Origin of the sequence: Streptomyces sp. NPDC002044 (assembly GCF_040296725.1) — a bacterium.
Taxonomy (GTDB): Bacteria; Actinomycetota; Actinomycetes; order Streptomycetales; family Streptomycetaceae; genus Streptomyces; species Streptomyces antarcticus.
Map to the genome: position 1 here is coordinate 1 of NZ_JBEOXU010000132.1, position 17,352 is coordinate 17,352.

Genomic DNA, 17,352 nt, shown 5'->3' on the forward strand with positions numbered 1-17,352 from the left:
GTCGCGGCGGCCGCGCCGAGCAGGACCCGGCGCCGGGGGCGCGCGGGCGCGTGCGGAGGCACGGGCGGGGTGTCGGCGGGGGCGGCCGGCCCGGTCGGGGTGGTCGTCCGGGTCGGCTCGATGTCGGGCAACTGCAGCATCGACGCGGAGCGTTCGGCGATCAGCTGGAGCAGCGGGCCCGGCAGCCAGGGGCCGTCGGTGTCCTGGAGGAGCGCGTCCCGCAGTCCCGCGGCCGTCGGCCGGTCGGCCGGCGCTTTGGCGAGGCAGGCCGCGACCACGTCCAGCAGCCCGTGTGGGATGCCCGTGGTGTCGGCGGTGTCGTGGACCGTACGGAACAGCATCGCCTCCACGGGGCCGGAGCCGAACGGGCGCCGTCCGGTGGCCGCGTACGCCAGCACGCACCCGAGAGAGAAGATGTCGCTCGGCGGCCCCACGTGCCCGCCCTGCGCCTGTTCCGGGGAGAGGAAGCCGGGCGAGCCGATCACGACGTCGGTGGCGGTGAGCACGGTGTCGTCCAGGGCCCGCGCGATCCCGAAGTCGATCAGGCGGGGTCCGTCGGTGGCGAGCAGCACGTTCGCGGGCTTCACGTCGCGGTGGACGAGACCGGCCGCGTGGACGGCGCCGAGTGCCTCCGCCAGCCGGGCCCCGAGGAAGCGGACGCTGTCCGGCGGAAGCCCGCCGGACCGGGCGACGGCGTCGCTGAGCGCGGGCCCGGGGACGAACTCCGTGGCGAGCCACGGCGCGGGGGCCTCGGTGTCGGCGTCCACCACCGGCACGGCCCAGCGGCTGCGGACCTTGCGGGCGACCGCGACCTCCCGCCGGAAGCGGACGCGGAAGGCGGGGTCGTCGGCGTACTCGGCCCGGACCAGTTTGACGGCGGCCAGCGCCCCACCGGCGGAGCGGCCGAGCAGGACCACCCCCATGCCGCCGGCGCCGAGCCGCCCCAGCGTGCGGTAGCCACCGACCCGGGCGGGGTCGGTGGGGTGCAGCGGCTGCATCAGCGGGGTCCCCCGCCGGACGGGGGGCGGACTGACGGGGTCGGGGCCGAGGGGGTGCGGGCCGAGGGGGTGCGGGCGCTCACTTTAGCTCCAGCTCGACGCGGTAGAGGGCCTTGGCCCCGCCCTCGGCGGCCAGCGGCAGCAGGTCCCGGACCGTGTACCCCTGGGCGCCCTTGACGGACAGGGCCATCACGACCGTTCCGATGCGGGACTTGACCCACACGTAGGACTGCGGGCCGCCCGATTCGGCGGACGCGTACGTTCCCGACTCGAACATCGAGGCGTCGGCGTTGAGCACCGACTCCTTCGGCTGGTGCATCGACATCAGGCCGCGGAGGAACTGTCCGCCGCCGAGGTCCTGGTCTGGGCAGCGGAAGCTCTGCTGCACGGTGTCACTCATGTCGCGGTCGGCCGCGGCCGCGTCCCGGTGCACGGTGAGCGTGACGGAGCCGAGCAGCCGGCCCTTGCCGTCCTTGGCCGGCAGGTCGATCTTCCGGGTGTGGCTGTCCAGCACGTCGGCCGGCAGGCCGCCGCGCGACCAGACGCAGTCGGCCGAGAGGACCGGGCGGCTGCCGCCGCTCTCGTACGGGTCGTGCGCCACCATGCCCGCCGACCAGGAGTCCGGGTCGAGCGCGGCCGCGCGGGTCAGGCGCCGGGCTTCTTCCCCGGTGCGCGGGACGCGGGCCGGGTCGGCCGTGAAGGTGTACGCCGTGGGCAGGGTGCCGGGGGGCGTCGAGCCGGAGGGCGCCGGAGTGCCGCCGGGCGCGCCCGTCGCCGTGGGGGACGCCGTGGCCGTGGCCGTCGGACCCGGCCCCGGTTTCGCGGCGGTGTCCCCGCCGGCCCCGCATCCCGCCAGGGCCAGCGCCCCCGCCAGTGTCCCGCCCAGTGCCCCCGCCAACGCGCGCGTACGCCGCATGACCGCCCCCTGAACCCTCGTCAGTCCTTCGCCGGACCCCCGTGTGGATCTCACCGTAGCGAGCGGGAGGCGCGGTTCTCCTGAGTACCTGGACCCAGCCGTCTGAGTACGAGCGCCACGCGTTCCGGGCGCGACGGCACGCCGGGCTCACCCTCGGGGTGCAGATTGGGCATTTCGGGCTAAACGGCGGTGAGTCAGCGGGGCTGCCGGGTCCCGCGTCGTCATAGTCGACCCTGGCAGCCGCCTGGTTGCCGTCCCGCGCCGCACGTCGCGGCCGGGTGGATGTCTTCGTAGAGGAGCCGGCTCATGCTGAAGCCCACCAGGACCATCCTCGCTCTCGCCGCCGGAAGCCTGGTGCTCGGCCTGGTCGGGACGGGCGCCGCCATCGCGGACGAGAACCCGATGGCCGGAGCCCCGTCACAGGCCGCGGCGGTCCTCGACGGCCACGCCGTCGGCCGGGTCGTCTCGAAGGGCCCGCTGAAGGTCCGCAGCAAGCCGTCCACCCGCTCGCGGATCGTCGGCCAGGTGTCCCCGAACCGCAAGGTCGAGATCGAGTGCAAGAAGTACGGCGAGTCGGTCGACGGCAACCGCCTGTGGTACCGCCTGGACGACCGCGACGGTGACATGGAGAACGGCAACGGCGGCATGGACGGACGCGAGGACGGCCGTCAGGACGGCCGTCAGGATGGTCGTCAGGACGGCCGTCAGGACGGACGCCAGGACGGGCGCGAGGACAGCCGTCAGGACAGCCGCGACGACGTCAGGGCCGGTGACGACGACCGCTGGGTCGCCGCCCGCTGGGTCAAGAACCTCTCCCCGGTGAAGTACTGCCGCTGATCCGGCCCCCGGCCCGGCTCCCGTGCGCCCGGTACCCGCTCAGGGTGCCGGGCGCACGGCGCGCGGGCCCACGCACTCGGCCCCGTACGCCCGGACCCGCTCGCGCAGCTCCCGGTCGGCGGTGACCACGGTGCAGCCGCGCTCCGCGTAGGCCGCGGCCAGCTCCACGATCCGGTCGTCGCCGTTTCCGGGCGCCGAGTCCACCCGCACCCCGGGTACCGACTCGACGCCCCGGGCCGCTCCTTCGACGACGAGGACGACCTCCTCCCCGCCCTCCCACCCGGCCAGCCGGTCGCGCAGGCGCTCCGCCGCGCCCCGGCGGTCGCGCCACCAGCCGTCCGGTACCGAGCCGACCACGTTCGCGCCGTCCACGACGAGCACGCGGGCCACGGCTAGAAGTCCCCGTAGTTGACCTGCCAGGTGGGCAGGCCCATCCGACGCCACACCGCGACCACCCGGTCCCGGTCGTCGAGCGAGATCCGCACCGCGTACCGGTGGCGCACGTGCGCGTCGAACAGCTCCGCCTTCACCACGTCGTCGCGGCGCCCGTCGCCGGCCGCGCGCATCCACAGCTCGTCGTACGGCACCTCGTGCCGGCGCAGCCACGACTCGGTCCGCGTCCGGTGCTCCTCGCCGCGCCCCGACAGCAGCACGATCGTGTCGCCGTCGGCACGCCGGAAGGCGTCCAGGGCGTGCTTGACCGACTCGTTGAGCAGGTCGAGCTCGCAGCGCGAGAAGTCGTACGGGCCGCGGTCGCCGGTCAGCGCGAGCGTCCCGTCGATGTCGCACATCACCGCGGACGGCAGCGCCGGATCGGGGACGTACTCCGTCACGGGCGGCCCGGCCGCGCCGGATCCGCCGTTCATCCACTGCGCCGTCAGCCGCCAGCCGCCCTTGCGGGCCTTCTGGTGCTTCTCGGCCAGGATCCGGATGATCTCCTCGCCGACCGGGCGTTCGCGGGCGGCGTCCCGGCGCAGGCACTCCTCCAGCGGGACGTCGGTGAAGTCGTGCACGACGAAGGTCGCGAGGCCCCCGACGGCCGCTTGGAGCCGCTTGGGGATGTGCTTGGTCAGATGGGTGTTGTCGACGACCACGTCGAAACCGCCGTCGACGGCCGCGCGGAGCGCAGCGTCCTGGACGGCCAGCACGGTCTGTTCGTGGGCGAAGCCGCGGCTCCGCCCGGGGTCGGGCAGGTCGAGCATGCTCCGCAGGTCGTCGAGGTTGACGCGGCGCATGCGCCCGCCCGCCTCGGCCTGCAGGGCGCGCGCGGCGGTCGTCTTGCCGGAGGCGGGCAGGCCCGTCATGACGTGCACGACGGGCAGCGGGGTCTCCTCGGCCACGGGCTCGGGTGTCTCCTGGGACACGGTTCAGTTCTCCTCGTCGTTCGTGAAGGGGTCGGCGGCCTCGGGCCGGACGAAGCGCCAGACGACGAGGTCGGTGGACTTTCCGTCGAGGCGCAGGAACATCGCCGCGCGGATCCCGCCGTCGGGCAGTGCCTTGGCGGCGCGGGCGAAGGCGCCCCGGTCGGCGGCCAGGTGCGCGAGCCCCGCGTACGCCTCCTCGACCGCGCGCTCGCGGAGCGCGGCCTCGTCCTCGAGGCGGGTGACGACCGCGCGGACCCAGGTGTCGAACTCGTCGGGCACCTGCTCCAGCAGCGCGTCGAGCGGCTTCCCGCCGGCCGTCTCGATGTCCTCGATCCGGCAGTTCAGGCCCTGGGCGAGCTGCCTGGCGGGCAGTCCGGCGAACCGCTGGACGCCGTGGGACCGCCAGATGTCCCGCTCGGTGACACCGGTGAGCACCTTGTGCAGGCGTACGTACTCCGAGAGCTTGGCCTTGGCGCGCACGCCGGAGGCGAAGCGCAGCACGAAGCCCTCGGCCTGGGTGCCGGTCGCGGCGGCGCCGCCGGGCAGGGTGTTGGAGTCGGCGAGCGCGATCAGCTCGGCGAGGGGCATCGCGGGCCACACCGTGACGACGGACCCGATCCCCGCCCAGCGGGGCGCGGCCTCCGCGAGCGGGACCTCGGCGCCGTCCGTGGTGAAGGCGGCGAGGAGCACGAGGTCGCGCCGGTCGCCGTAGTCGACGACGATGCGGTTCTGCGGGTAGAGAACCTCCGCGAGGTAGGTCGTGCCCGGCACGAGGGCCGTGGTGTCCCTGGCGTCGAGGTGGCGCTGCGCCCAGGTGGCCTGGGTGCTGGTGAAGGAACCCTTGGAGGCGGCCCGCCAGCGGCCCGCGTAGTGGAAGAGCACCGCGAGGCTGCCGTCGACCTTGTCGTAGACCTCGAACGGCTCGTCGGGCAGGGCGGGCGCGTACGGCTGCCCCGACTCGTGCTCGCCGACGTTGAAGAACTTCGGCAGCGGCAGCGCGACGACCGCACCGGTGGTGTCGTCGGCGACGAGTCCCCGGCAGCGGGTGGTGACCTGGTTCCAGACGCGCTCGTACTGGGCCGTCCGCGTGTACGTGTAGAGGGACAGCGGCAGTTCGGGGTGTGCCTTGCGCGTCACGTATCCGGCGTCGATCGAGGCGGCCAGTTCCTGGGCGGGCATCAGGTCGTGCAGAGTCAGGCGGTCCTGGCTCATGGGGTTCCTCCCGGATTGAGATGGCTCATTCTCACGTGCGGGAGGATCTGCCGGTACTCGATTATGACGGGTCGGAGCCCGCTCCCAGCCGGTTGATGTCCCGGGGGCGCAGGATGCGTCCGGGCACACCGGCGCCGGACGGTGCGGCGACGGCGATCATGGCACGGCCGAGGTCCTCGGTGGTGGTGACGAGGTCCGGCGCGATCCGCCGCAGCAGGGGGAAGAGCGGCGCGGTCACGGCGTAGAGGGTGCGGTAGAGGCGGGTCTTGGAGGCAACGCCGTGCATGGGCCGCACGATCCCGGGCCGGAACATGTAGGCCCGGAAGGGCAGTTCCAGCAGGGCGTTCTCGGTGCGCCCCTTGACGCGGGCCCACATGGAGCGGCCGCGCTCGGTGCTGTCTGTGCCCTCGCCGGAGACGTAGACGAAGGTCAGGGCGGGGTTGGCCGCGGCCAGGGGACGGGCCACCGCGAGCGTCAGGTCGTACGTCACGCGCCGGTACGCCTCCTCCCTCATGCCGACGGAGGAAACGCCGAGGCAGAAGAAGCAGGCGTCGTACGCGGTCGGGTCCAGGTCCGGCGCGGACAGGTCGGACGGGTCGTCCTGGACGCGCTCGCGGAGCTTGGGATGGGTGACGCCGAGCGGGGTGCGGCCGAACACGAGGACGCTCTCGACGGAGTCGTCGCGGAGGCATTCGCGCAGGACGCCCCGGCCGATCATGCCGGTCGCGCCGAAGAGGATGACGTTCACGGCAGCAGCGTAGTGCCGTGGCCGGAGAGGTCCACCGGGTCGCGGCGCCCGGCACGGCACCTCGCCGCGTTGGCGGACCACGCACGTACGTCCGGTGCGAGTCGTGATCCTCCGCCTCGCGACGCACGGCACGGCACGGCACGGCACCGCACCGGAGACGACGACGAGCGGGACGCCGAGGGCCGTGCCGGAGCTGGTTCGCGTCGAGGTCGTGTTCATGCGGCTCCCCTGCCGCGGAGGTGTCAGTTCGAGATGCAGATCTCGTTGCCCTGCGGGTCGGCGATCGTCGTCCAGACGCTGGGACCCTGGTGACCCTCGTGGAGGAAGGTGGCGCCCTTGGCGAGGAGCCGCTCGACGACGCTCTTGTGGTCCTCGTCCGGCCCGGTGCGGACGTCCAGGTGGACGCGGTTCTTGACCGTCTTCGGCTCGGGGACCGCCTGGAACAGGACGCGGGGCGCGCGCTCCAGGCCCTCCGGGTGACGGATGGCGGCGCCCGCCTTCCAGACGAGCACGCCGTTGTGGGTCGTCGTGTCCTCGTCGGTCGCGTGGCCCGCGGCGATCAGGCCCCGGATGAACGCCTCGTCGCTCGGCTCGACTTCCCATCCGAGCGCGTCGGCCCACCAGTCGGCGAGGGCGTGCGGGGCGGCGGAGTCGATGGTCACCTGGAACGTGTATGCCATGCCGGGACCCTACTGAGCGGGAGCCGTGACCGCCACAGGAGACGGCGGGCGGGGCGGATGGGGCCGGTGGGGTCTCGCGGCGGAGGCGACGGCGGGTCGCGCGGGATGCGGCGGCCGGGGCCAGCACCATGCAGCGGGGCACGGTGCGTCAGCGCAGGGCGGTCCAGGACACGGCAGGGCAGCGCGGGGCCGGGCAGCGCACGGCAGGGCACAGACGGACACGGGAGGACTTCATGACGTCAGGCACCCGTCGCGGGATCCTGCGGCCCCTGGCCGCCCTGCTCTTCCCGCCCGGTCCACAGGAGCACGGCGGCCCGCACGGGGTGCTGCCGCCGCTGCTCGTCGTGCTCACCTTCGTGAGCGGGGTGGTGGACGCGGTGAGCTACCTCGGGCTCGACCACGCCTTCGTCGCGAACATGACCGGGAACGTGGTCTTCCTCGGCTTCGCGCTCGCCGGGGACCGCACGCTCTCGGCCCCGGCCACCCTCCTGGCACTCGGCGCCTTCGTCGTCGGCGCCGGGGCGGCCGGGCGGCTGCTCCCCGGCGGGACGGCGGAGCGGGCGTTCGGGCCGCTGGTGGCGGTGCAGGCCCTGCTGGTGGCGGCCGCCCTCGCGATGACGGCGGGCTGCGCCGGTCAGCTGGCGGTCGTCGCGCTGCTGGCCCTGGGCATGGGGCTGCAGAACGCGGTCGTGCACCGGCTCGGCGTCCCCGATCTGACCACCACCGTCGTCACGCGGACCCTGACCGGCCTCGCCGCCGATCCGTGGGGGGCGGCTTCCGTACGCCGGCTGGTGTCGGTCGGGGCGCTCGTCTGCGGGGCGCTGTCCGGGGGCCTGCTGATGCTGCGGCACGGGTCGCGGTGGGCGCTGCTGGCGGCGGTCGCCCTGCTGGTCTGGGTGGCGGTCCTGGGGTGGTGGAGGCGTACGGAACTCAGCCCGGCCGCCCCGCCCGGCGGGAGGTGACCATGGCGGTGAGGGTCAGCAGCCAGGCGCCCACGGCGATCCAGAGCAGCACCTCGCCCAGCGGGCGCAGCCAGCCGACCCCCACCGGGCCGGCGGCGGAGAGGCAGGCGGTGGCGGTCATGCCGAGCGGGAACACCGTCGCCCAGCGGCGGACGTCGTACCGCGTCCGGGGGTGGCGCAGCTCCGCGACGAGGAGGACGGCGTACCAGGCGAGGGACAGGGCGAGGGTCACGAGCGTGACGGCGCGCAGGACCTCGTGCGCGGGCCCCGTCCACACGGGTGATTCCGTGAGCTTGGAGCCCGCCAGGGCGGAGATGGACAGCGCGCCGCCCGCCACCCAGTGGTCACCGGCTCCGCCGGCCACCTCGCGGAGGTCGAAGCGGCCCAGGGCCCGGGCGTAGAGCAGCAGTCCGAGGCAGAAGGCGGCGAGCGCCGCCCGGTCCAGCCAGGTACGGGACAGGGCGGCGGCGAGAACCGCCGCCAGGACGGCGAGCCCCTGGGTGGCCACGCAGACCATGAAGGCGACGCCGGGCATCCGGCGCCGCCAGTGGCGTACGACGTGGACCATCAGCCAGGGCCACAGCGCGGCGGCGACCACGAGCAGTGCGGCCGCGGCGCCCTGCCGGCCGAGCCCGGAGATCCGGGTGCCGATCACGGTGGTGGCGACGACAGCGGCCAGGCCCGCCGGGGTGTCCGCCTCGGCCCGGAAGCGGCCGCGGTCGCCGATCAGCCGGGTGGCGAAGTCGATGCCGAGCACCAGCCACAGCGCCACGGCGACGGCCAGTGCGGCCAGGGACAGCACCTCGCGCCCGACCAGCTCCAGGCCGACGGAGAGGATGCCGGCCGCCATGACGGCGGCTCCCGCCGCGGGCGGGAGCCCGGCCCACCAGCCGCGCTCGGGGAGAGGGCTCACCCCTCCAGCGGACACCACGGGTCGGTGCCCCGCCAGCGGGGACGCAGCCGGGCGGGGACCGGGTGCCCCGTGCCCCGCCCGGGGCGTACGGGCCCCACCCGTGCTCCGGGTCGTTGCCCGGTGTGAGCCCGCCGTTCGGGAGCCGCAGCGCGCGCTGGGTGCAGTCCAGGGCGCGGCGGCGGGAGGCGGAGACAGGTGACCGCGCGACGGGGGGAGCCTTCCTGACGGTGAGCCACCGCCCCGACGCCGCCTTCGCGTCCGCCGCGTTCGCCGCGTTCGCCCACACCGGGCACGACGCGGAGGCGTACCGGATCCCCTCCTTCCGGTGATGCGGGGTCCGCCTCACCGGGCTGGCGCAGCGCACGGGCCCCGGGCAGTGGCCGGGCGGGTGGGGCCGCTGAGTAGGGTGAGGCGCATGGAGTCCTACACGATCGGCCAGGCGGCGCGGCTGCTGGGCGTCAGCGTCGACACCGCCAGGCGGTGGGCGGACGCCGGGCGTTTCCCCACCCGGCGCGAGGCCAACCGCCGCATCGTCGATGGCCCGGACCTGGCGGCGTTCTGCGTGGAGGCCGCCCGGGAGGGCGCCGAGGACGAGGACCCGTCCCGCATCTCCGCCCGCAACGCCTTCCCCGGCATCGTGACCGGGATCCGGCTCGGTGACGTGTCGGCCCAGGTCGAGGTGCAGGCGGGCCCGCACCGGGTGGTGTCGCTGCTGACCCGGGAGGCGGTCGAGGAGCTGGGGCTCGAAGTCGGCGTGCGGGCCACGGCACGCGTGAAGTCCACCAGCGTGCACGTCGACCGCGGCTGAGCGGCCGGGGGTGGACTGGGGGACGGTCCTCGGCGGCCTGGCCGCCGGGCTGCTGATCGCCGTCGTGACGGCGCCGGTCGGGGTGTCGGGTGCGGTGTTCCTGCTGCCCGTACAGCTGAGCGTGTTCGCCGTGCCCAGCCCGGCGGTGACCCCGACGAACCTGCTGTACAACGTCGTCGCCGGGCCGGGGGCGCTCCTGCGGTACCGGCGCACCGGCGCCCTGCGGGGGCCCCTGGTGCGGCAGTTGGTGCTGGGCACGCTGCCGGGTGTCGTACTCGGCGCGGTCATCCGGGTGTTCGCCGTGCCCGGGCCCGGCGTGTTCCGCGTACTGGTGGCCGTGCTCCTGCTGCCGCTGGGGCTGTGGCTCGTCGTGCGGACCCTCCGGCCGGACCGGCGCCCGGCCGGTTCCGCCTCCGTGCCGCGCCCGCGGACGGTCACCGCGCTGGCCCTGGCCGTGGGGGTGGTCGGCGGGATCTACGGCATCGGCGGCGGTTCGCTGCTCGGCCCGGTCCTCGTGGGCCGCGGCATGCCGGTCGCGCGCGTCGCCCCGGCGGCGCTGGCCGCCACCTTCGCCACGTCCGTCGTGGGAGCGGCGACGTACGCGCTGCTGTCGTTCTCCGGCTCGGACGACATCGCGCCGCACTGGCTGCTCGGCCTGTCCTGCGGCGCGGGCGGCCTCGTCGGCGGCTACCTCGGCGCCCGGCTCGCTCCGCGCCTCCCCGACCGGGCGCTCCGGCTCCTGCTCGGCACGCTGGCGGCGTCGGTCGGCGCCCTGTACGCGGCGGGGACGCTGGGCTGAGAGACCTCGTTTCGGGTCATGCCGGGCCCGGTCGGCGCGAGCCCGCGACACGTGCACACCGCGGAGCGATTCGCCCGTTTTGCTCCGAATTGCACCGAGGTCGATCCGGACGCATGGTGAGCTTGCGTGACCAATCTCCCCAGAAAGGAACGACCTCATCATGAGCAAGGCGAAGGCGAAGGCCAAGCAGGTCAAGGGCAAGCTCAAGGAGACCGCGGGCAGCGCCACGGACGACAGGAAGATGCAGGCGGAAGGCAGCGCCGAGCGGATGAGCGGCAAGGCCGAGGAGATGGCCACGAAGGCCGGCGACAAGATGAAGAAGGCCAGGGGCACCCACTGACGCTCCGGCCCACGCAGTGAAGCGGCGCCCGGTCACCCGTACGGGCGCCGCACCCGACTCTCCACCCGTGCTGACACGTACGCCCCCTCGGTGCTTCCCGGTCGACCCACCGGGCACGCGCGAGGGGCCACCCCCTGCCGAAGGGACCGTCGTGATCTTCACCGTGCTCCTCGTGCCGCCCCTCCTCCTCTGCGTCATGCTCGCCCTCGGCCGCTACGAGGAGCACATGCTCGATCCCGACCGGCTGCGGCCGGCGACGCCGCGACGGCATCTGGCCCCCGTCCCCGAGGCGGAGACGCAGGAGCCCCCCGCGCCGCCCGCGGCCCCGGTCGTCCCCGGCAGCCAGGCCGCCTGAGCGGCGGCCCCGACGCGCGGAGCCCCTTCGGGCGGGCGCCGGCGCCAGGCGGCGGATCGGGCGTACGGCCAGGAGCGCGAGGGCGCAGCCGAGCCCGATCGCGGCCCCGGCCGCCAGGAGCCGGTGGACGCCCCAGAAGGCCCAGCCGAGCCCGCTCAGCCCGCACCCGGGCATCAGCAGCGGCAGCTCGGGAACCATCGCGGCCGCGAGCGGCATCAGCGGGAACAGGAGCATCGCGAGTCCGCCCGCGAACAGCGGGCGGGCGGGGCGCAGGCGCATCGTGATCAGGCCGCCGAGGACACAGCCGGCTCCGAAGGCGCTCTCCGCGTAACCGAACGCCGCCGTGCCGTGCGCCTCGATGACGGACGCCGCGCCGAGCGCGTACCCGACCCCGCTCACGCCGTAGCCGAGCGACAGCCCCACGTACGGCCGGGGCCGAGGGGGCCCGGCGGGTCTCCGGGCAGAGGGTGCGCCGGTGACCGCACGGACGCGGTGGGGGTACGGCGAGTGGTGTCGTCGCGCGCCCGCCGGCGCCCCAGTTCACCGTCCGCCATCCGGACCGTTGTATTCATCCTCGAGTCCCACGGCCTAGTGTGGCTCCCGCAGCTGGTTCGCCCCCGTCAGCCGGACGGGTCGCGTCGTAAGAGGGAACCCGGTGGGAATCCGGGACTGCCCCGCAGCGGTGAGCGGGAACGACCGCCGTCATACGCACTGGACCCGGGACGGGTCTGGGAAGCGACGGCCAGTAGGTGCCCGCCGGGAGACCGGCAGGCGTGCCCGCGAGTCCGAAGACCTGCCCGTTGCCCGTGCGCGATCGACCGCGCGCGGTTTCCCGGTGACCTCGTGGGCGGGTCGGCGTGCTTCAGGCGGATCCTCCCGTCGCGTACCAGCCGTACGCGACCCCGGGGCCCCGCCCGTTCCGGCACCCTTCGCGCCCTCCGCCCTCACCGGGCCCATGGAGACACGCTCGCGAAGGAGAGTTCCGTGACCACCGAGTCCGCAGCCGCGGCAGTACAGGCCACCGTGTACGGCTACCCCCGTCAGGGCCGGAACCGCGAACTGAAGAAGGCCATCGAGGGCTACTGGAAGGGCCGCGTCAGCGCCGAAGCCCTCCGGGACACCGCCCGCGACCTGCGCGGCGCCAACTGGCGGCAACTGGCCGAGGCGGGCATCCACGAGGTTCCGACCGGGGACTTCTCGTACTACGACCACGTCCTGGACACCACGGTCATGGTCGGCGCGGTCCCCGCCCGGCACCGGGAGGCCGTGGCCGCCGACCCGCTCGACGGCTACTTCGCGATGGCGCGCGGCACGCAGGACGTGGCCCCGCTGGAGATGACCAAGTGGTTCGACACGAACTACCACTACCTCGTCCCCGAACTGGGCCCCGACACCGCCTTCACGGCCGACTCCGCCAAGCAGGTCGCCGAACTGACCGAGGCCCTCTCCCACGGCCACACCGCACGGCCCGTACTGGTCGGCCCGGTCACCTACCTGCTCCTGGCCAAGCCCGCCCCCGGGGTCGCCGACGACTTCGAGCCGCTGACCCTGCTGGACCGGCTGCTGCCCGTGTACGCGCGGGTCCTCGCCGACCTGCGCGCCGCGGGCGCCGCGTGGGTCCAGCTCGACGAACCGGCCCTGGTCCAGGACCGCACCCCGGCCGAACTGAACGCCGCCACCCGCGCCTACCGCGAGCTGGGCGCCCTGACGGAGCGTCCCAAGCTGCTCGTGGCCTCGTACTTCGACCGGCTGGGCGAGGCCCTTCCGGTCCTGGCGAAGGCTCCCGTGGAGGGACTCGCCCTCGACTTCACCGACCGGGCCGCGGCGAACCTCGCCGACCTCGCCGCGGTCGGCGGCCTCCCGGGCAAGCGTCTGGTCGCGGGCGTCGTCAACGGCCGCAACATCTGGATCAACGACTACCAGAAGTCGCTGACCACCCTCGGCACCCTCCTGGGCCTGGCCGACCGGGTCGACGTCGCCGCGTCCAGCTCCCTCTTGCACGTCCCGCTGGACGCCGACGTGGAGCGCGACATCGACCCGCAGATCCGGCGCTGGCTGGCCTTCGCCCGCCAGAAGACGGCAGAGATCACCACCCTCGCCCGCGGGCTGGCCCAGGGGACCGGCGCGATCGGCGCCGAACTGGCCGCGAACCGGGCCGACCTGGCCTCCCGCGCCGCCTCCCCCATCACCCACGACCCGGCGGTGCGGGCCCGTACCGGGGCGATCACCGAGTCGGACGGCCGCCGCTCCCGGCCCTACCCCGAGCGCGCCGCCGCCCAGCGGGCCCACCTGGGGCTCCCGCTGCTGCCCACCACCACCATCGGGTCCTTCCCGCAGACCGACGAGCTGCGCGTCGCCCGGGCCGACCTGCGCGCCGGACGCATCGACACCGCCGGGTACGAGGAGCGCATCAAGGACGAGATCCGCGAGGTCCTCTCCTTCCAGGAGAAGACCGGCATCGACGTCCTGGTACACGGCGAGCCCGAACGCAACGACATGGTGCAGTACTTCGCCGAGCAGCTGACCGGTTACCTGGCGACGCAGCACGGCTGGGTCCAGTCCTACGGCACCCGGTACGTGCGGCCGCCGGTCCTGGCCGGGGACATCTCCCGCCCCGACCCGATGACGGTGCGCTGGACGACGTACGCGCAGGCGCAGACCTCCCGGCCGGTCAAGGGCATGCTCACGGGTCCGGTCACCATGCTCGCCTGGTCCTTCGTACGCGACGACCAGCCGCTCGGTGAGACCGCGCGCCAGGTCGGACTGGCGCTGCGCGACGAGGTCAACGACCTGGAGGCGGCCGGGACTTCGGTCATCCAGGTCGACGAGCCCGCGCTGCGCGAGACGCTGCCGCTGCGCGCCGACGGGCACGCCGGCTACCTGGCCTGGGCCACCGAGTCCTTCCGCCTCACGACCTCGGGCGTCCGGCCGGAGACCCAGATCCACACGCACATGTGCTACGCGGAGTTCGGCGACATCGTCCAGGCCATCGACGACCTCGACGCGGACGTCATCAGCCTGGAGGCGGCCCGCTCCCACATGCAGGTCGCGCGCGAGCTCGCCGAGCACGGCTACCCGCGCGAGGCCGGTCCCGGCGTGTGGGACATCCACTCGCCGCGCATCCCCTCCGCCCGGGAGGCGGCGGACCTGCTCCGCAAGGGACTGGAGGCCATCCCCGCCGAACGGCTCTGGGTCAACCCCGACTGCGGCCTGAAGACCCGCGGCTGGGCGGAGACCCGGGCCTCGCTGGAGCACCTCGTGGCCGCCGCCCGCGAGATCCGGGCGGAACTCCCCTCTTCCTGAAACCGGTTGGGGCCGGGCCGGGCGGGTTTCCCGTCCGGGCCGGCCCGGCCTGTTTCCGGGGGCATATTCGACGGCCCGATCCCTCCTTCCATCCCCGCACCCATATTCTTAGGTTAGGCTTACCTAAACATGGGGGTGTGGGGATGCGCGAGAAGGCGCGACGCCAGTCACAGCAGGACGAGTGGGCCGACGAGGTGGTGGCCTGGCTGGGCTCGCAGGAAGAAATGGACCGGGCACTGCGCGACGCGCTGCGACGCACGCCCAGCCAGCGTGAGGAAACGATTGCTCGCATGGCGGACGCCCTGCGCGGAGCCGCCCAGGGATTGACCATCCCCGGATGCGCGGCCGCGGCGGGCGTACCCGAGCGCACCCTGCGCGAGTGGCTGGACCTCGACGCCAGCTTCGCCACGGCGCTCGGCGCCGCACACGCGCTGGCCGAGGCCCACGGGCTCAGCCCGGGAACGACCCCCACACCCGCCGCACTCCAGCTGATGCTGAACGCGATCCGCAAGGGCGCCGCGTGGCCGGCGGCGGCGACGCTCGTCGGGATCTCCATCCGCGGGTTCAACCGGCTGCGCGCCGAGGCGCCCCCGGTGGGGGCCCTGATCGCGGCGGCCCAGCGGGCCCGGTCGGCGAAGGCGGCCGCCGGCCAGCGGCGCCGGCCGGCCAAGGCCGCGAGCAGCCGGGCGGGATACCGGATCGTCCAGCTCGACGACCCGCTCCTGTCGCCGGGCGGCCAACCCGGCCTCCGGGCGAGCGGGCTGGACGCAGACAGCGGCCCGCGGGGCTGAGCACCGGAGCGGACACGGGACGCAACGCGCGCGCCGGACACCCGGCCGGACACCCCACCGGACACGGCGGCGGACGCCGCACCGGAGGCGGGGACGGGCACCGTGCCGAACGCGGGGAACGGGCGGCCGGAGAGCCGGCCCACACCCGCACCCCACATACCAACCGGACAGATACTTAGGTTAGGCTAAGCTAAGTAGACGATGAGGGGGCGGGTTCTCCGCCGGTTCTCGTCCCGCTCGCGCGCCACCGGCCCGGTCCGCCGAGCACCGGTACCGAGGAGATCCAGCCGTGGGCCTTGCCGCCATCGACCCCTATCCCATGCCCACCCAGGGCACCCTTCCGCTCTCCGTGGCCCCTTGGGCGATCGACGCCGACCGGGCCGCCCTCCTGATCCACAACATGCAGAACCACAAGCTGCACCCCTTCCCCCGGGAATGCTCCCCCCTCGTGGAGCTGGTCGGCAACATCGCCGCGCTGCGGAGCACCGCCCGGCGCCTGGGCATGCCGGTCGTCTTCAGCGCCGAGCCGCCGGCCGAACGGCCCGAGCAACTGGGCCTCGCCGCCGAGCTGGGAGGCGGAACGGCGACACCGGCCCGCGACGTGTCGATCACCGAGGAGCTGACCCCGCACCGGGGCGAGCACGTGATCGCGAACGCCCGGCACAACGCCTTCCTGCGGAGCCACCTGGAGCGCATCCTGCGCTCCACGGGCCGGGACCAGCTCGTCCTGTGCGGCGTGTTCGCCCACTCCGGCGTCCTGCTGACGGCGGCCGACGCCTTCATGAACGACATCCAGCCGTTCGTCGTCGCCGACGCGGTCGCCGACACCTCCGAGGAGGAGCACGCGCTCGCCCTGCGCTGGACGGCCGCCCGAGGCGCCGTCGTACGCACCACCACGACGCTCATCGACGAACTGGAAGCCCGGTGACGACAGCACACCCCGCCCCGTGAGCGGGTCGGCGGCGCAGCGGGCGCGCACACTGATCGGGGCCCTGCCCTGGCTGGAACGCTTCCAGGGCCGCACGGTCGTGGTCAAGTTCGGCGGCAACGCCATGGTGAGCGACGCACTCAAGGAGAGCTTCGCCCAGGACGTGGTCGCTCTGCGCCACGCGGGGCTCCGGCCGGTGGTCGTGCACGGCGGCGGCCCGCAGAACAGCTCGTTAGTCGAACGCCTCTCGCCGGAGGTCCGGTTCGCGACGGGACTGCGGGTCACCTCGCCGCCGCCCCCCCCTCACCGAGGCGCTGGACGCGGACAAACTGGTGATGCTCACCGATGTCGCGTGCCTCTACGCGGACTGGCCGCACGGCACCAGCGTCATCGACCGCCCGACGGCGTCCGGCCTGGAGAAGCCGCTGCCGTCCATGGCCGGTGGCATGGCACCCAAGACGGAGGGCTGCCTGCGGGCGGTGCGCTCCGGGGTCCGGATGGCACACGTACTGGACGGCAGGGTGCCGCACGCGCTGGTGCTGGAGGTCTTCGCCGACGAGCACACCGGCACGACGGTGGTGCCCGACGACGCGCCTCGGGAGGAACTCCTCCCCACTGAGCGGGGGAGGGTCAACCCGCCCGGCCACCCTGCCCGTCACACCCGTCACACCCGTCACGCCCGCCACACCCGCCCGAGGCCGAGCGCCCCGGAGCCGATGCGCCCCGGGCGTCGCGGTGCCCAACGCCCGTGGCACGCGCCGGGGGTTGCCCCGCCCCGCGGCGGTGGCCGAGTCCGACTTGACAGCCTTCACCCCATCGGCAATGTTAGGCCAGCCTTACCTAACTTCATTGGTAGGACCGAGGAAGGATGGGCATGTCCGCACCGCACGCGAGCGCCACACCCGAGGGCCCCCTCCCGGACGTCCGGGACCTGGTGGGCATCGGCTTCGGCCCTGCCGACCCGGCCCTGGCGATCGCGACGACGGCCGAGCCGGCCCGACTCGCGGGCTCCACCCACCCCGCACCACACTCCCGTACCGACCACCCCGGTCATCACCCAAGGAGAGACGCCATGGCCACCACCAATCCCTTCGAAGACGACGACGCCCGCTACTTCGTCCTCGTGAACGCCGAGAACCAGCATTCGCTCTGGCCTGCCTTCGCGGAGATTCCCGCGGGCTGGACCGCCGTGCACGGCGAGGACAGCCGACAGGGCTGCGCCGCGTACACGGACACCCACTGGACCGACATGCGGCCCGCCAGCCTCGCGGCCAGGAGCTGACCGGGCGGGCAGCCGATCCCACGCGCGGGCCGGGGCGGCGGCCGGGGAGCCCCGCGCCCCCCCCCCCCCCCCCCCCCCACCACGTGGCCGGCCCCGGCCCCCCCCCCCGGCGCGGG

18 protein-coding genes, 1 pseudogene and 1 riboswitch are annotated in these 17,352 nt (G+C 74.4%); of the genes and pseudogenes, 11 read left to right on the plus strand and 8 right to left on the minus strand.

Features of this window, described 5'->3' with window-relative positions:
• Together ABT106_RS25425 and ABT106_RS25430 are read right to left on the minus strand one after the other, a co-directional pair.
• A partial coding sequence (locus ABT106_RS25425; RefSeq protein ID WP_351281522.1) for a serine/threonine-protein kinase occupies nt 1–998 on the minus strand: 998 nt, incomplete at its 3' end.
• Between the two features lie 79 nt (nt 999–1,077).
• Nucleotides 1,078–1,914 carry a hypothetical protein gene (locus ABT106_RS25430; RefSeq protein ID WP_351281525.1) on the minus strand — a complete coding sequence of 279 codons (837 nt, stop codon included), beginning with the start codon at nt 1,912–1,914 and terminating at the stop codon, nt 1,078–1,080.
• A 306-nt stretch (nt 1,915–2,220) separates the two neighbouring features.
• On the opposite strand from ABT106_RS25430, the gene ABT106_RS25435 reads away from it, so the two are divergent.
• A complete protein-coding gene (locus ABT106_RS25435) occupies nt 2,221–2,751 on the plus strand; it encodes an SH3 domain-containing protein (protein ID WP_351281527.1) in 531 nt (176 codons plus the stop codon).
• Nucleotides 2,752–2,790: 39 nt separating this feature from the next.
• Here ABT106_RS25435 and ABT106_RS25440 read toward each other — a convergent pair whose 3' ends face one another.
• The 5 genes from ABT106_RS25440 to ABT106_RS25460 all read right to left on the minus strand — a co-directional run bounded on the left by ABT106_RS25440 (nt 2,791) and on the right by ABT106_RS25460 (nt 6,755).
• Entirely contained in the window at nt 2,791–3,141 is a 351-nt protein-coding gene (locus ABT106_RS25440) for an NYN domain-containing protein (RefSeq protein WP_351281529.1), read from the minus strand.
• A gap of 2 nt (nt 3,142–3,143) precedes the next feature.
• Nucleotides 3,144–4,115 (minus strand): phosphatase domain-containing protein, encoded by a 972-nt coding sequence (locus ABT106_RS25445; protein ID WP_351281531.1) that lies wholly within the window; start codon nt 4,113–4,115, stop codon nt 3,144–3,146.
• 3 nt (nt 4,116–4,118) lie between these two features.
• Nucleotides 4,119–5,327, minus strand: coding sequence for an RNA ligase (locus ABT106_RS25450; RefSeq protein WP_351281534.1), 1,209 nt, complete (start codon nt 5,325–5,327; stop codon nt 4,119–4,121).
• Between the two features lie 61 nt (nt 5,328–5,388).
• Nucleotides 5,389–6,075, minus strand: a complete 687-nt coding sequence (locus ABT106_RS25455) for a Rossmann-fold NAD(P)-binding domain-containing protein (protein ID WP_351281535.1) — start codon at nt 6,073–6,075, stop codon at nt 5,389–5,391.
• A 242-nt stretch (nt 6,076–6,317) separates the two neighbouring features.
• Entirely contained in the window at nt 6,318–6,755 is a 438-nt protein-coding gene (locus tag ABT106_RS25460) for a VOC family protein (RefSeq protein WP_351281538.1), read from the minus strand.
• A gap of 233 nt (nt 6,756–6,988) precedes the next feature.
• Here ABT106_RS25460 and ABT106_RS25465 point away from each other — a divergent pair, with 233 nt between their 5' ends.
• Complete coding sequence (locus ABT106_RS25465) at nt 6,989–7,717, plus strand: YoaK family protein (protein WP_351281540.1); 729 nt, start codon at nt 6,989–6,991, stop codon at nt 7,715–7,717.
• Here ABT106_RS25465 and ABT106_RS25470 read toward each other — a convergent pair.
• Nucleotides 7,686–8,630, minus strand: a complete 945-nt coding sequence (locus ABT106_RS25470; RefSeq protein WP_351281543.1) for a tellurite resistance/C4-dicarboxylate transporter family protein — start codon at nt 8,628–8,630, stop codon at nt 7,686–7,688. The genes ABT106_RS25465 and ABT106_RS25470 overlap by 32 nt on opposite strands.
• A 415-nt stretch (nt 8,631–9,045) precedes the next feature.
• On the opposite strand from ABT106_RS25470, the gene ABT106_RS25475 reads away from it, so the two are divergent.
• The 9 genes and pseudogenes from ABT106_RS25475 (at nt 9,046) to ABT106_RS25515 (ending at nt 17,236) form a co-directional block, all read left to right on the plus strand.
• Nucleotides 9,046–9,438 carry a TOBE domain-containing protein gene (locus tag ABT106_RS25475; protein ID WP_351281546.1) on the plus strand — a complete coding sequence of 131 codons (393 nt, stop codon included), beginning with the start codon at nt 9,046–9,048 and terminating at the stop codon, nt 9,436–9,438.
• A gap of 10 nt (nt 9,439–9,448) precedes the next feature.
• Nucleotides 9,449–10,237 carry a sulfite exporter TauE/SafE family protein gene (locus ABT106_RS25480; RefSeq protein ID WP_351281548.1) on the plus strand — a complete coding sequence of 263 codons (789 nt, stop codon included), beginning with the start codon at nt 9,449–9,451 and terminating at the stop codon, nt 10,235–10,237.
• 160 nt (nt 10,238–10,397) lie between these two features.
• A complete protein-coding gene (locus ABT106_RS25485) occupies nt 10,398–10,577 on the plus strand; it encodes a CsbD family protein (RefSeq protein ID WP_351281551.1) in 180 nt (59 codons plus the stop codon).
• A gap of 151 nt (nt 10,578–10,728) precedes the next feature.
• Complete coding sequence (locus tag ABT106_RS25490) at nt 10,729–10,932, plus strand: hypothetical protein (RefSeq protein WP_351281554.1); 204 nt, start codon at nt 10,729–10,731, stop codon at nt 10,930–10,932.
• Between the two features lie 590 nt (nt 10,933–11,522).
• A riboswitch (cobalamin riboswitch) is annotated at nt 11,523–11,747 on the plus strand.
• A 169-nt stretch (nt 11,748–11,916) separates the two neighbouring features.
• Nucleotides 11,917–14,235: a 5-methyltetrahydropteroyltriglutamate--homocysteine S-methyltransferase gene (metE, locus tag ABT106_RS25495; protein ID WP_351281556.1), complete on the plus strand. Its 2,319-nt coding sequence runs from the start codon at nt 11,917–11,919 to the stop codon at nt 14,233–14,235.
• Between the two features lie 143 nt (nt 14,236–14,378).
• Entirely contained in the window at nt 14,379–15,026 is a 648-nt protein-coding gene (locus tag ABT106_RS25500) for a serine/threonine-protein kinase (protein ID WP_351281558.1), read from the plus strand.
• 289 nt (nt 15,027–15,315) lie between these two features.
• On the plus strand, nt 15,316–15,954 hold the full coding sequence (locus tag ABT106_RS25505; RefSeq protein WP_351281560.1) for an isochorismatase family protein: 639 nt from the start codon (nt 15,316–15,318) through the stop codon (nt 15,952–15,954).
• Nucleotides 15,955–15,973: 19 nt separating this feature from the next.
• Nucleotides 15,974–16,550 (plus strand): annotated as a pseudogene (gene argB, locus ABT106_RS25510) (acetylglutamate kinase); the annotation flags it as partial.
• Between the two features lie 476 nt (nt 16,551–17,026).
• On the plus strand, nt 17,027–17,236 hold the full coding sequence (locus ABT106_RS25515; protein ID WP_351281563.1) for an MbtH family protein: 210 nt from the start codon (nt 17,027–17,029) through the stop codon (nt 17,234–17,236).
• Nucleotides 17,237–17,352 lie beyond the last annotated feature (116 nt).